Source organism: Mucilaginibacter daejeonensis (assembly GCF_020783335.1).
In the GTDB taxonomy this organism is placed as follows: Bacteria; Bacteroidota; Bacteroidia; order Sphingobacteriales; family Sphingobacteriaceae; genus Mucilaginibacter; species Mucilaginibacter daejeonensis.
This window is the reverse complement of the sequence record NZ_CP086068.1, coordinates 2,689,450-2,703,062: the sequence shown is the minus strand read 5'-3', so window position 1 is coordinate 2,703,062 and position 13,613 is coordinate 2,689,450. Positions and strand designations below refer to the sequence as shown.

At 47.5% G+C, this 13,613-nt stretch carries 12 protein-coding genes; 6 read left to right on the top strand and 6 right to left on the bottom strand.

Annotated elements, in window-relative coordinates:
* Position 1: 1 nt before the first annotated feature.
* The 3 genes from LLH06_RS11425 to LLH06_RS11415 form a co-directional block, all read right to left on the bottom strand.
* Positions 2–301, bottom strand: a complete 300-nt coding sequence (locus LLH06_RS11425; protein WP_228169424.1) for a hypothetical protein — start codon at positions 299–301, stop codon at positions 2–4.
* A 218-nt stretch (positions 302–519) separates the two neighbouring features.
* Entirely contained in the window at positions 520–888 is a 369-nt protein-coding gene (locus LLH06_RS11420; protein WP_228169423.1) for a helix-turn-helix domain-containing protein, read from the bottom strand.
* A 321-nt stretch (positions 889–1,209) separates the two neighbouring features.
* Entirely contained in the window at positions 1,210–3,492 is a 2,283-nt protein-coding gene (locus tag LLH06_RS11415) for an ATP-dependent helicase (protein WP_228169422.1), read from the bottom strand.
* A 177-nt stretch (positions 3,493–3,669) separates the two neighbouring features.
* Between LLH06_RS11415 and LLH06_RS11410 the strand changes: the two genes are divergently transcribed.
* Together LLH06_RS11410 and LLH06_RS11405 are read left to right on the top strand one after the other, a co-directional pair.
* A complete protein-coding gene (locus tag LLH06_RS11410) occupies positions 3,670–5,685 on the top strand; it encodes a thioredoxin domain-containing protein (RefSeq protein WP_228169421.1) in 2,016 nt (671 codons plus the stop codon).
* Between the two features lie 27 nt (positions 5,686–5,712).
* Positions 5,713–6,213 carry an FKBP-type peptidyl-prolyl cis-trans isomerase gene (locus LLH06_RS11405; protein WP_228169420.1) on the top strand — a complete coding sequence of 167 codons (501 nt, stop codon included), beginning with the start codon at positions 5,713–5,715 and terminating at the stop codon, positions 6,211–6,213.
* A gap of 51 nt (positions 6,214–6,264) precedes the next feature.
* Here LLH06_RS11405 and LLH06_RS11400 read toward each other — a convergent pair whose 3' ends face one another.
* Positions 6,265–6,963: a toxin-antitoxin system YwqK family antitoxin gene (locus tag LLH06_RS11400; protein ID WP_228169419.1), complete on the bottom strand. Its 699-nt coding sequence runs from the start codon at positions 6,961–6,963 to the stop codon at positions 6,265–6,267.
* 106 nt (positions 6,964–7,069) lie between these two features.
* On the bottom strand, positions 7,070–7,324 hold the full coding sequence (locus tag LLH06_RS11395) for a hypothetical protein (protein ID WP_228169418.1): 255 nt from the start codon (positions 7,322–7,324) through the stop codon (positions 7,070–7,072).
* On the opposite strand from LLH06_RS11395, the gene LLH06_RS11390 reads away from it, so the two are divergent.
* Both LLH06_RS11390 and LLH06_RS11385 read left to right on the top strand, forming a co-directional pair.
* Positions 7,323–8,045, top strand: a complete 723-nt coding sequence (locus LLH06_RS11390; RefSeq protein WP_228169417.1) for a hypothetical protein — start codon at positions 7,323–7,325, stop codon at positions 8,043–8,045. The two genes, LLH06_RS11395 and LLH06_RS11390, sit on opposite strands and share 2 nt — an antisense overlap.
* Before the next feature lie 19 nt (positions 8,046–8,064).
* Positions 8,065–10,905 (top strand): outer membrane beta-barrel protein, encoded by a 2,841-nt coding sequence (locus LLH06_RS11385; protein WP_228169416.1) that lies wholly within the window; start codon positions 8,065–8,067, stop codon positions 10,903–10,905.
* A 72-nt stretch (positions 10,906–10,977) separates the two neighbouring features.
* On the opposite strand, the gene LLH06_RS11380 is transcribed toward LLH06_RS11385, so the two are convergent.
* Positions 10,978–12,183 (bottom strand): proline dehydrogenase family protein, encoded by a 1,206-nt coding sequence (locus LLH06_RS11380; RefSeq protein ID WP_228169415.1) that lies wholly within the window; start codon positions 12,181–12,183, stop codon positions 10,978–10,980.
* Between the two features lie 67 nt (positions 12,184–12,250).
* On the opposite strand from LLH06_RS11380, the gene LLH06_RS11375 reads away from it, so the two are divergent.
* Both LLH06_RS11375 and aroB read left to right on the top strand, forming a co-directional pair.
* Entirely contained in the window at positions 12,251–12,457 is a 207-nt protein-coding gene (locus tag LLH06_RS11375; RefSeq protein ID WP_228169414.1) for an RNA-binding S4 domain-containing protein, read from the top strand.
* A gap of 4 nt (positions 12,458–12,461) precedes the next feature.
* Entirely contained in the window at positions 12,462–13,532 is a 1,071-nt protein-coding gene (aroB, locus tag LLH06_RS11370; protein ID WP_228169413.1) for a 3-dehydroquinate synthase, read from the top strand.
* The last annotated feature ends 81 nt before the right edge of the window (positions 13,533–13,613 follow it).

Below are 13,613 nucleotides of genomic sequence, written 5' to 3'. Positions count from 1 at the left end.
CTTAAGCTAATTTAAGCATTGGCAACGAGGAATGTATCTGTGCTTCCAACAGGCCTAAATAAACGCAATACCAGGCTACCATTTGCAAAACCAGCAATTTGCGGTGTTTGCTATAGCCTTGGGTCTCGAAGGCAAGTGTCTCTTTGCCTGCAGTGACGTAAAAACTTAATTCGCCTTTACTGGGCTTGAACTTTGATCTTAACAGGTCAACTACCGCTACCTTAAGTTTGGTATCAGGATCATGTATCGTTCCTTTTTTGACCGTACTGTTCGCAGATATGGATAACAGGTAATTTGTCATATCAATTATATAGTTGATACGAAGGGTACAATTATTACTCCAAAACAGCGTGTAGGGATGATAAAATTGAAATTTACCGCAAAATTGATCAATGGTAAACGATATTAACTCGTGGTTTGATCAGTTTTGCGGTAAAGGTTATAAAGCGGTAAATGTGAGGGATCTGAAATTAAAGGTGTAAGTAAAAGTCGACAGGGTTAGTACACCCTCCGGCTTACTTACATGGCAACGGCTTTCTTGTTGTGCAGTTCTTCGTAAAGCTCGATGACCTTACGTTGCAGTTCGGCGATCTCGGCCTCACGGTCAGTCAGTTTCTTTTGAGCGGCGTTCATGCTCGAGTATTGTTTCTCGGTCTCGGTCAAACCTAAACCAAGTAATTGTACGACCGTGATATCATAGATATTGGCGATCTGTTCTAATCGAGACAAGTTAACATCGGTGATGCCGGTCTCGATCTTTGAAAATGCAGGGATAGATATCCCCAATCTGTTAGCTACATCCTCCTGGCTCCAACCACGTTGATGGCGAAGAGTACGAATGTTGTTGCCAACTGAATTTACTGCTTTGTTGTTAATTATAGGGCTCATAAAAAGTTGTTTATCACCAATTAGGGCAAAGGGTGTAACTCCATGATTCAAAGCATATGCCATAACTTAAAAAGTGCATTTGCTGTGCCGTATAGTTAATTCTTACTATAATCGTGGTTAAGGTGTTGAAATTATTCCCCGGAAAATGGGTAACAATGTGTTAATAATTTACACACATTGGGGTATTATAGAAAACTATTATCGTATTATGATATGTCGACATATTTATATCGCTAAGATCCCAACACCCTTAATCCGCTTATCTAAAAACAAAAAGGCACCGCTTTGTGTAAGCGATGCCTTAATAATATGTACTAAAGGTTATTGTATCACCCTTAACTTGGCAAATTTTAACAATAGTTGTTTTTGCCCGATCTCTTTAAAAAATATCGTCGCCTTAACATCTGGCTTGTTCCCTTCCAGATTGATCACTTTGCCATAGCCAAAACGCTCATGCTCTACTTCCATACCCACCTGCAGGTTCGAGGTATCAGTAGGGGCAAAGCCTGCTGAGGGTACGTGGGCTTTGGCCAATAATGATGTGGTCTTAACGGTAGGGGCCGGCTTGGGTTTAGCAAAGGTATCGGAGTTGGGATTAGCATTGCGGCTCCAGGCAGATTTGCGCTCTTCAAAGAACGGGTTATCATTCTGCGGCTTAGCTTTGAAGTCGAGCTCGAGGTACTGAGGGTCTATCTCATCTAAAAAGCGGCTCGGCTCGCAATTGATCAGCGTACCAAATTTGAAACGCGACGTAGCATAACTGATGGTCAATTTGTTCTCGGCCCGTGTGACAGCTACGTAGAACAAACGGCGTTCTTCTTCCAGGTCGCTGCGCGAGTTGAGCGACATTTGTGACGGAAATAGGTTCTCCTCTAAGCCCACCACGAATACATTGCCGAACTCCAGTCCTTTAGAGGAGTGGATGGTCATGAGCGAAACGGTATCCGCGTTAGGGTTCTTGTCGTTGTCATCATTGGTGAGCAAGGCCACGTCTTGCATGAAAACGTCCAGTGTACGCTGCTCGATGTCCTCTCGTTCCGAGAATTCCTTGATACCGTTCAGTAGCTCCTGGATGTTCTCATAGCGGTTCAATCCCTCTACCGATTTATCTTCATAAAGATCTTTCAATACACCCGAGTGCTGAGCGATGTGCAAGGCGGCGTCATAGGCCGACATAGTTTGGGTAACCACCTGAAAGCTTTGTATCATGGTCGAGAATACACCGATGTTGGCCGATGTACGTCCGTCGAGATATTTTGATGGCTCAACGATCACCTCCCAAGGCGTGATCCCGTTCTGTCCGGCAGTTAAAATGATCCGGTCCACCGAAGTGTCACCTATGCCGCGTTTAGGATAGTTGATCACACGCTTCAATGCCTCTTCATCATTAGGGTTGAAGGTAAGCCTGAAATAGGCGATCAGGTCTTTGATCTCTTTACGTTGATAAAAGGATAGGCCGCCATAGATCTTATAAGGAATGTTCAGCTTACGCAAACCTTCCTCCATAGACCTTGACTGAGCATTGGTCCGATACAAAATAGCGAAGTCGTGCCATTTTAAACCTTTGGTCGCACGCTCCTGCATAATGGCCTCAGCCACCGTCTTTCCTTCTTCGTTATCACTGTAGGCGCGGGTCACTTTGATCTTATCGCCGTGGTCCTTTTCTGAAAAGACGTTCTTTTTGAGCTGTTCCTTATTATTAGCGATGATGCTGTTAGCCACGTTAACGATGTTCTGCGTCGAACGATAGTTCTGCTCTAACTTATACACCTTCAGATCAGGGTAATCCTTTTCAAAGTTGAGGATGTTCTGTATGTTGGCCCCACGGAACGCGTAGATACTCTGCGCATCATCGCCCACCACGCATAAGTTCTCATTGATAGCGGCCAGTTTCTTCACTATCAGGTACTGCGAAAAGTTGGTATCCTGATACTCATCCACCATCAAGTATTTGAATTTGTTCTGGTACTTGTACAGTACGTCCGTATGTTCTTTTAGCAGGCGGTTGGTCTGGAACAAAAGATCATCGAAGTCCATGGCTCCGGCCCTGAAGCAGCGGTTAGCATAATTTTCATACACTTTGCCTAAATGCCCGCGGCCATTGGAATGGTCGTCGGCCTGGATCTGCTCATTTTGCTGATACTCGTTCCACGATACAAGGTTGTTCTTGGCGGCCGATATACGGTTGTAAACATAATTTGGCGCATAAAGCTTGTCATCAAGGTTCATTTCCTTGAGCACCGCACGCAAAACGCTCTTACTATCGTCGGTATCGTATATGGTGAAGTTGCTTGGGTAGCCCAGCTTGCTGGCCTCTACGCGCAATATCTTGGCAAATACGGAGTGGAAGGTTCCCATCCATATATTCTTGGCCTCTGTACCCACTACGTTACTAATACGCTCGCGCATCTCCTTTGCGGCCTTGTTGGTAAAAGTAAGTACCAATATGTTGAAGGGATCAACACCCTTGTGTATCAAGTGCGCCACGCGGTAAGTGATCACGCGCGTTTTGCCTGATCCGGCACCGGCAATGATCATCACCGGACCTTCTGTTTGTTCGGCCGCTGCCCGCTGCTGCGGATTCAATCCCTTTAAGTAATCCAAGTCTTTTCCTCTTTTCTATTTAGATGCGAAATTACAGGTTTATGCCCGAATGAGAAAGTATAAAGCCCAAAGGTTTTACACAGATACCGATGTTGCTTAGCCTGGTAAGCAAAACCATTGTGCTGTTTTCAGGTAGTTATTGATAGCTTTGAAAGCTTGTATAATAAATACTATCCTATGAATCGTTTGGCTAATTCAGCGTCTCCATACCTATTACAACATGCTAACAACCCGGTCGATTGGTACCCTTGGGGGGCAGAGGCCTTGCAGAAGGCACGAGATGAAAATAAGCTCATCATCGTAAGTATTGGCTATTCGGCTTGCCATTGGTGCCATGTGATGGAACACGAGAGCTTTGAGGATGATCAGGTGGCTGCCCTGATGAACGAGCACTTTGTTTGCATCAAGGTAGATCGGGAGGAACGCCCCGACGTTGACCAGATCTACATGAGCGCGGTACAACTCATGACCAACCGCGGCGGCTGGCCGCTTAACTGCGTTTGTTTACCGGACCAGCGGCCTATTTATGGCGGTACGTATTACCAAAAGCACGACTGGATGAATATCCTGATGAGTCTGGCCGACTTTTACTCTAACCGCCCCGACGAAGCTATAGAGTATGCCGTGCGCCTTACCGAAGGTGTGCAACAATTCGAAACGGTAGACCTGGTGCCTCACCGTGAAGCCTATCAAATGGAAGAACTTGACGCCATAGTAGAAAAGTGGAAGAAGTACCTTGACAGCACAGAAGGTGGCTTAGGCCGGGCTCCCAAATTCCCGATGCCAAACAACTGGCAGTTTCTGATGCGCTATGCGCATGAACGAAATGATGAAACCATTGCCGGTTTGGCCAAATTGACATTAAAAAAGATGGCTTATGGTGGTATCTACGATCACACAGGTGGCGGCTTTGCCCGATACTCGGTAGACGGACGTTGGCACGTACCTCACTTTGAGAAGATGCTTTATGATAATGGTCAGCTGGCGGCCCTTTATGCTGAAGCTTACGTATGGGACCAGGACCCGTTGTATAAGCAGGTGGTCAAAGAAACACTGGCTTTTGTGGAGCGGGAGCTAACCTCGCCGGAATTTGGGTTTTATTCTGCATTGGATGCGGACAGCGAAGGGGTAGAAGGGAAGTTCTACACCTTTACCAAAGAAGATATTGAAGAGATATTAGAGGATGATGCAGAGCTGTTCAATATCTATTATAACGTTACCGACGATGGCAACTGGGAAGAGGAGCACACCAACGTGCTGTTCAGAAACAATACCGACGAGGAATTAGCCGAAAAATTAGGCCTCCGCACCGATGAATTGCAGACCATCGTATTATCGGCTAAAATGAATGTTTTTGGTGCCCGCAGTCAGCGCATACGTCCGGGGTTAGATAATAAAATATTGGCTTCTTGGAACGGCTTGATGCTGAAAGGCATCTGCGAAGCCTACCGTGCATTTGCCGATGACGCTTATTTAAAGTTAGCCTTGAAGAGCGCTCAGTTCATTACCACTCAACTGATCAATGCTGATCATCGTATCCATCGCATTTATAAAGAAGGTATCGCGACCTCGGCCGAGCGACCGATCGCCTTTCTGGACGACTATGCCAATCTGATCGATGCTTTCATCGCTTTGTATGAGGTGACCTTTGACAAGCAGTGGCTCGATGTGGCCGGCAAACTCGCCGACAATGCGATCAAATATTATTATGATGAGAATGAAGGCATGTTCTATTATACGGCTGTAGATGATGAGCAACTGATAGCACGTAAGACCGAGATCATGGACGGGGTGATCTCATCGTCCAACTCGGTCATGGCTCGCGGACTGAAAAAGCTGGGCCTGTTCTTCGAACAACAGCGCTACCAAGATATATCGGCACAGTTGCTGCGTAATGTGATGCCGCATATGGTCAAGTTCGGCTCGTCGTACGCCAACTGGTGCCTGCTTTTGCTCGAAGAGATCAGCGGTATTTATGAGGTGGCCATAACCGGCAACGAGGCTTTGCAACAACGCGCGGAGATAGAACGACACTATATTCCTAATAAAATAGTATTGGGCGGTGATCAAGAAAATTTACCTTTACTGCAAGATCGGGTAGCTGATGACACGCGTTTCTTCATTTGCAAGGACCGTACCTGTGGCCTGCCAGTACACTCGGTAGAGGAAGCAATCAAACAAATAAAGCTTTAATAGCTTTTTAATTAAAATCGATAACTGATGAAAATTGAACCGCAACACGTCGTTTCGTTAACTTACGACCTGTATGTTAACCAGGAAGACGGCACAGAAGCTTTAGTTGAAAGCACCACGTTAGAACAACCACTTACCTTTTTATACGGTGCCGGCCAGATGCTGCCACGTTTTGAAGATAACCTGAGCACACTGAGCACAGGCGATAAATTCGACTTCAAACTGAGCGCTGAAGATGCTTATGGCGAATACAATGATGAAGCCGTGGCCAACTTGCCTAAAGAGATGTTCCAGGGGCAGGATATGCCTGAGGTAGGTTCGATATTGCCTTTGCAGGATAACCAGGGCAACCGTTTTCAGGGCCAGGTGGTATCAGTAGTAGAGGATTCGGTGATCGTTGATCTGAATCACCCTATGGCTGGTCAGGAACTGCATTTCAAGGGCGAGATCATTAACGTTCGTCCAGCTAATCCTGAAGAACTGGCTCACGGTCATGCACATGGCCCTGATGGCCATCACGGTCACTAAGATCACACAACATTCACAAAAAGGGCCACCTGATCTAGGTGGCCTTTTTTGTTATCTCATTCTTATCTCGTCATACTTGTAAAAGTAACAGGGGATGATCATTCGTATGCCGATAGGTTGATCGTTCAGTGTGGCCGGTAAAAATACTTTGTCTTCGTCGGTCAGCAACTTGGTGTTAAGGGTTAGCATCTCGTCACCGTCAGACATGGGCACATTGGCGTAACCGATCCGCAACTTGAACTCAGCCAGCCGTCCACCCGGACTGATCAGTAGTTCCATTGAAACGCGGTCGGTCTCATTGCTTAAACCTGCGTATGCCTTGGGTAAACGTACCAAATTGATGTAGCTCAAAAAACCGTAAAAGCGCCCACCGATCCTTACCGGGCGGGTGAACTTAGGGTCATTCTTTAGGGAATCATCTACCAGGTATCTAATGCCGCTCAGGCTGTCGATCGGTGCTTCATATATTAAAGCTGACCGATCGTAGTTGAAGCGCTGGCATAACTTGCCCTGCGCATCAAAGAACGTCCAGGTGCCTACCTTCTTATTATTATCGTAACGGCCCGCAGCCACCAGCGTTTTGCGTATATAAGCCGCATAGGTGCCATGCATTACCGTGTCGTTGGTCTTCAATACCGAGTACTTCTCGACCACGTCTGCCGTGAATTTTCGAGTTCGCTCCACCGTTTCCTGGGCAAAGCCTGAACAAAATATAAATAATGAAAAAAAGAGTAGTAGATGCTTTTTCAAGGTTGATAGATGTGTTTAACCTATAATGGACGGAAAATAGCACATTTGGTTTAAACTCAACCGGCGTTTTTTTAACCTTTTTTATAGACCGGCTTTTCTGCAGCTTTTATCGTGTAACAAGATCACTTAAATAGAGTATTGTATTCAATTTATTACTCACCCAACTCAGCAGTTGACCACGCGATAAGTATTTTTGGATAATTGACCTGATCACCTTATCACGACCAATAACCGCAAGCACTTTACCAACATCCCGCCATATGAACTGCCCCGCAACCGGATCTGCTTTTACCCGAGCTATATTATCCATCACAGCCTTTTGTTTCATCTCGCTGTCGGCAACGGCCCAGCGTAAAGACATGGACGCAGGTGTAAAAGCACCGGCCGGGGTGAAGGTAGATGGAAAGCTGACCGAATGGGGAACACTACCCGTGCATAGCCGGGCCACCAACTTACATTATACCTTAGCCAATGATGCCACCAAGCTTTATTTGGCCATCAGCTGTGATGATCAGCCCACTATTAGCAAGCTTTTGAACGGTGGACTTACCTTCACCATCAATCGCGACGGCAAAAAGAAAGAGAAGGATGCTGCCATGATCGAATACCCATTGGGTGGACGGGGAGGCATGCGTGGCTTCAGAGGACGCAACGGGGCTACCGATACTGCTGCAATGGTGGCCGGCTACAAGCAAACTGTGGCTGGCGCTAAGGAATTGAGTGTTTTAGGTGTTAAAGAAGTGACCGACACACTGGTATCCATTTATAATACGTATGGCATCAAAGTATCGATCGGCTTCGACGCTCATGGCACGCTCTCTTATGAATTAGCATTGCCGCTTGATCTGCTCGAACTAAACGCAGATAAAGCTACCGAGATCGCTTACAATATCAAACTCAATGGCATCCAGTTCGGTCGCCGTAACCGTGGTGAAGGCGGGCGTCAGGGCGGCGACGCACGACAGGGTGGCGGGGACGGAAATGGCGGAGGCTTTGGCTTGAGCGGTGGCTTTGGCGGGCAAATGGGCGACATGACGACGCCTACCGATGTTTGGGGTAAATACACACTGGCTAAACCCTGAACCTACTTTAACACACTTTATGAAAATACTTTTTACCTTTATCACCATACTCTTTTTATCGTCAGTGCTGTATGCGCAGGTGCCCGGCCGGCCAGGTGGTACTACAAGGCCGCCTTTGCTCACCCGTGAAGTAAGCGGTATCGTGAAGGATTCGACCGATGAGGCAGTGATCGGTGCTACCGTTAAATTAAAGACCGCTACAGACAGCGCCGTTACCACCACCAACGCCGACGGTATCTTCATCTTCAAAAATGTGAGGTCGGCCACGTTCGTGATCACCATTACCAATATAGGTTACCGGCCCATGGTAAAGCGCATGCTGAACAACGATGCCATACCACGCCTCGTGCTCGACCCATTTGTTCTTAATACCGATTCGCGTGTGCTTGACGCCGTGACCGTACAGGCACCCAGCATCACTTACAAGACCGATACCGTTGAATACCGTGCCTCAGACTATAAAGTGCGGCCGAATGCAACTGTTGATGAGGTGCTCAAAAAGATGGAAGGTATGGAGGTCGGATCCGATGGGTCAGTGACCCACCAGGGGCAAAGTGTGACCAAGGTAAAACTTAATGGCAAGGTGTACTCGGGCGGCAACGTGGCCCAAGCCATACAGAACTTACCTGCCGACATCGTAGATAAGATACAGGTGGTTGACGATTATGGTGACGCCGCTGCACGTACCGGCATCAAGGATGGTGACCCCGAAAAGGTATTGAACATCACCACACGAGCAGACCGATCGGTAGGCAACATCATTAGGGCCAACGCCGGGGTAGGTAATGACAAACGTTATGAAGGACGACTTTTCCTCCAACGCCTCAACGGGAACCAGCAAGTGGGTGTTATTGGTGATCTGCGCAATACCGTGAACGGTGTCGCGTCAACGGGGTCTAATGGCGGGTCGGCAGGCGGGCCGGGTGGCCCCGGCGGAGGTCAGGGAGGCAACAGCAGCAGTAGTGGTTCTGGTGGTACCACCAGAACGGGAGGGCCGACCATCAGCTACAGCGATCAGTGGGGTAAAAAGATACAGGTGACCGGTAGCTACGGCTTCAACTTTAGCAACGTGAATAGCTTGAACAATAGCAACGGCCAACAGTTCTTTAATACGCTGACGCAGAACAGGGGCGATAGTACCATCTTCTTCGTTGCCAACAGCCAGGCACAAAATAACCGCAAAACGCACAGGTTCGAGTTCAAGATGGATTACCAGATCGACAGTGCCAACTTTTTACAGATCACACCTACTGTGAACATAGCTAATGCCGATAACCTGAGCCAGTCGTCAAGGTTCGAGACCGGCCTACGCCACCAGGACCGTTTGGGGCTTAACAATAGTTTCAACCGTTCGCCTTCTTTCGGTGGGTTGGTATTCTATCAGCACCTATTCAAAAAACCACGCCGTAACCTGAGCTTCCAGGTCAACTATAACACGGCCAAGGTGGAGCAGGACAATGAGCAGAACAACAATATTATTTACTACGCTGATGCTAGCGATCGCGTACTTAAAGACTCGGTTGTGCATCGTTATATCGAGCGCGATAACCTGACCCGCAACATCCGCACGAGTTTCACCTATGTGGAACCTTTGACCACTACCTCGCAAGTGGAATTCAATGCGCAGGTGAATTACCGTGGATATGATAATACGGCCTTTACAAGTAACATACTGAACAACGGCCAGCGCGTTAACATCGATAGCTTGAGCAACGTGTACAACTATTCGTTCACCGAGTCGCGCATCGCTTTGAACTACCGGGTCAATCAAACCAAGTATAACCTTTCGTTGGGTGTGACTGCTGTACCTACCAATTTGAGCGGAACGCGAGTATCGCAAGGGAACGTCACCAGTGACCGCAGTTACTTTAATCTGATACCGATCGCCCGTTTTCAATATGTATGGTCGCGTCAGCAACGCTTTTCGGTCAACTATACCGGTAACCCGCAAGAGCCTACCTTTAACCAGATACAGCCTGTGCGCGATGTATCCAACCCTCAAAACCCCGTTGTGGGTAACCCAGATCTTAAACCGGCGTTCAGGCACACCATTCTGACCCAGTATAATAACTACATCGCTAATTCAAAGCTTAACCTGTCGGCCAATGTTAATACCTCCATTGTAGCCAACCAGATCGTGACCAATAACGTGCGTATCCCTGATGCTTACGGCGCTTTTAAAAATGAGACCCGTTTTGTGAACCTGAATGGAAATTACAGCGTGAACGGTAACTACAACATTCAAAAGCAATTGGCCGACCGCAAGTATAACCTCTCGCTCAATGGTAGCGTAGGTTATGCCAAAAACATATCGATGTTGAACAATGTGACCAACGATAGGGTAGTGTGGCGCCTAAATGAAAGATTAGGCCCCCGTATGAACCCGAATGAGACCATTGAGCTGAACCCGTATGTGGTATATGATATTACGCGTACGTTCTTTGCATCTAACCCGGCGTCTAATACCGATATCCGCACCACGGCCATAGCGATCGATGGCAAGTTGTACTTGCTCAAGAACCGCACGCTAGAGTTCGGTTACAATGGCAGCAAGAACTTTGTGAGCGGCATTCCCAATTACTTGAGCCGCAACCCATTGGTGATCAATGCATATATCGAGAATCAATTTTTCGCTCGCCGGTCACTAACGGTGCGCTTCCAGGTATTCGATATTTTGAAGCAGAATAACTTTGTAAATCAAGTGACCACCGATAACTCGGTGACCAACACGCTCACCAATGCGCTGAGCCGCTACTTCATGTTCAGTGTACGCGCTAACCTGCAAAAATGGACAGGCTCACCATCGCGTGGTGGGCGTGCATTACGCCGCCGGGGCGATGGCAGTTTCATAGAGCCGTGATAGATCACAGATGAACAAAAAAGGCGCTTACCAGTCGATGGTAAGCGCCTTTTTTTTAGGTCACATAGTGGATCAGATACCGCGGCGTGCTTTTTCTTTCGAGATGAGCGTAAGTTCGCGGCTGGTCTGTCCGGCAATGGAAGTGTTCTCCTGAGCCCTGCGGAACAGGTAAGGCATCACGGCTTTCACCGGGCCATACGGCACATATTTGGCCACGTTGTAGCTCGAGTCCGAAAGGTTGAAGCTCAAATTATCGCTCATGCCCAACAATTGCGAAAAATACACATGAGGGTGGTTGTGCGGTATATTCAACTCATCAAGCAGGTCTGCCAATAGCAGGCAACTTGCCTCATTGTGCGTGCCGGCCACTAAAGCGATGCGATCAATATTCTCTACGCAAAAGCGCAGGGCCGCATCATAATCGCGGTCGGCAGCAGCTTTATTAGGTTGTATAGGCGATGGATAACCCATTTCCTGGGCACGTTTACGTTCTTTCTCCATGTAGGCGCCACGTACCACCTTAACGCCCAGGTAAAACTCCCCGGTACGGGCCACATCATGGTCCAACTTTAACGAGGCCAGCTTGTCATGGCGGTATATCTGGTAAGTATTGTAAACAATGGCCTTGTTTTTATTAAAGCGGCGCATCATACTGATGGCCAGCTTATCTATAGTATCTTGTATCCACGTCTCCTCGGCATCGATCATGACCGGTATGCCCGACTGATGGGCTTTTTGACAAATAGCCTGTACACGCGCCTGTACCTTTTGCCATTCTGTTTCTTCGGCAGGAGTCAGGGGCGTACCGGCATCCAATTTTTCAAGCAGGGCAAAACGGCCTACGCCTGTTACTTTAAATACCGTGATGGGTATGGCGGCAGGATCGGTGGTGGCACGCTCGATCGTGCGAATGATCTCATCGCGGGTGGCGTCAAAAACGCGCTCTTCTTCTTCGCCCTCTACCGAGTAATCTAAAATAGTACCTACGCCACCGCTGTAAAGTTTCTTTATCGTGGCATCGCATTCGGCAATGGTCTCGCCGCCGCAAAATTGCTTAAATATAGTGGCTTTGATCAGGCCTTTGATCGGTAAACCGATGTTCATGGCAAAGTTGGTAAGGCCCGGACCTACCTTTACTAAAAAGTTATTATTGATAGCAGTGAACAGCCAATAAGCCCTTTTAAGGTCGGCATCAGAAGCGTGTTTGAAAGCTATTTGGGTATTATCGAATGAAGGTCTGTGTTTTGCAGCAGTCGGTATCTCTTTATCTCGCATCATGTGCAAAGTTAGAAAAATGGATCTTTATAACGATCTTATGTCTTAATAGTTTATTTTTGCGGCCACCATGATCGAATTTAAACTCGAGGGAGATTTTATCCCTATGATCCAACTCCTTAAGGCTACCGGTTTAGTGTATACCGGCGGCGAGGCACAGATCGTTGTTGCCGAAGGTGAGGTGAAATATAACGGCCAGGTCGATCTGCGTAAGCGTTTGAAAGTAAAGCGCGGCGATGTGGTCGAATTCAGATCCAAAAAGATCATGGTCGTTTAACATAATGGAGACTCTCGAAAGTATTAGCTATCCCGTATATTTTAACGACACCCTTGATCAGCTGGTCAATTTAGTTGAACAAGGTAATTATTCCCGCTTTTTCATCCTCACTGATGAGCACACTGGCGAACATTGTTTACCACTGCTGCAAAGCCGCTTTGAACATTTGAACGATCAGTATGATGTGATAGAGGTTAATGCCGGTGAGGAAAGCAAGAACATCGACTTTTGCGCAGGCATCTGGAAAATGCTGATCGACTTTGGAGCCGATCGTCACGCGTTGATGATCAATCTGGGCGGCGGCGTGATCGGTGATATGGGCGGCTTTGCGGCCAGCACCTACAAGCGCGGTATCGACTTTGTACAGGTGCCCACCACCTTGTTATCACAAGTGGATGCCTCGGTAGGCGGTAAAACGGGTATCGACTTCGATAACCTGAAGAACATCATCGGCACCTTTACCCAGCCTAAAGCTGTATTCATTGAACCAGCATTCTTACAGACCTTACCACCACGCCAGATCCTGTCGGGCTACGCCGAGATGTTGAAGCATGGCCTGATCGAGGATGCAGCTTACTGGAACGACCTGAAAGCTGCCGGTATGCAAAGCGGCGCGCCTGCACCTGAATTGGTTTACCGTTCGGTAGCGATCAAGAACCGGGTAGTGGTAGGTGATCCTTTGGAAAAAGGCTATCGGAAGTGTCTGAACTTTGGCCATACGGTTGGTCATGCGGTAGAAACGTACTCTTTACAGAACGACGGAGAGAAGCACATCACCCACGGCGAAGCGGTGGCGATCGGTATGATCTGTGAGGCTTGGCTATCACACAAAAAGATCGGCCTAAGCGAAACTGAATTGCTGGAGATCATTCAAGTGCTTACTGGCATGTATCCTAAATACGAGTTCGAGGAATCGTGCTACCCAGTATTGAGTACGCTGATGCGTGCCGATAAAAAGAATCAACACGGAAAGATCAATTGCACCCTGCTGCAAAAGATTGGCCAGTGCAGCATCGACAACATTTGCACCGAAGAAGAGCTTTGCGAAAGCTTGACCTTTTACCGTAGCTTATAAAAGTTCAATAAAAAAAGGCATCAGCATTTATGTGATACCTTTATAGATATATCACGCCATCGCTTATCACATTTAGCGATG

What these genes read in the sequence shown, in the direction of transcription:
- LLH06_RS11425 (WP_228169424.1), bottom strand. Translation starts at nt 301, where the DNA reads ATGACAAATTACCTGTTATCCATATCTGCGAACAGTACGGTCAAAAAA.
- LLH06_RS11420 (WP_228169423.1), bottom strand. Translation starts at nt 888, where the DNA reads ATGAGCCCTATAATTAACAACAAAGCAGTAAATTCAGTTGGCAACAAC.
- LLH06_RS11410 (WP_228169421.1), top strand. Translation starts at nt 3,670, where the DNA reads ATGAATCGTTTGGCTAATTCAGCGTCTCCATACCTATTACAACATGCT.
- LLH06_RS11405 (WP_228169420.1), top strand. Translation starts at nt 5,713, where the DNA reads ATGAAAATTGAACCGCAACACGTCGTTTCGTTAACTTACGACCTGTAT.
- LLH06_RS11390 (WP_228169417.1), top strand. Translation starts at nt 7,323, where the DNA reads ATGGACGCAGGTGTAAAAGCACCGGCCGGGGTGAAGGTAGATGGAAAG.
- LLH06_RS11395 (WP_228169418.1), bottom strand. Translation starts at nt 7,324, where the DNA reads ATGTCTTTACGCTGGGCCGTTGCCGACAGCGAGATGAAACAAAAGGCT.
- LLH06_RS11385 (WP_228169416.1), top strand. Translation starts at nt 8,065, where the DNA reads ATGAAAATACTTTTTACCTTTATCACCATACTCTTTTTATCGTCAGTG.
- LLH06_RS11380 (WP_228169415.1), bottom strand. Translation starts at nt 12,183, where the DNA reads ATGATGCGAGATAAAGAGATACCGACTGCTGCAAAACACAGACCTTCA.
- LLH06_RS11375 (WP_228169414.1), top strand. Translation starts at nt 12,251, where the DNA reads ATGATCGAATTTAAACTCGAGGGAGATTTTATCCCTATGATCCAACTC.
- aroB (WP_228169413.1), top strand. Translation starts at nt 12,462, where the DNA reads ATGGAGACTCTCGAAAGTATTAGCTATCCCGTATATTTTAACGACACC.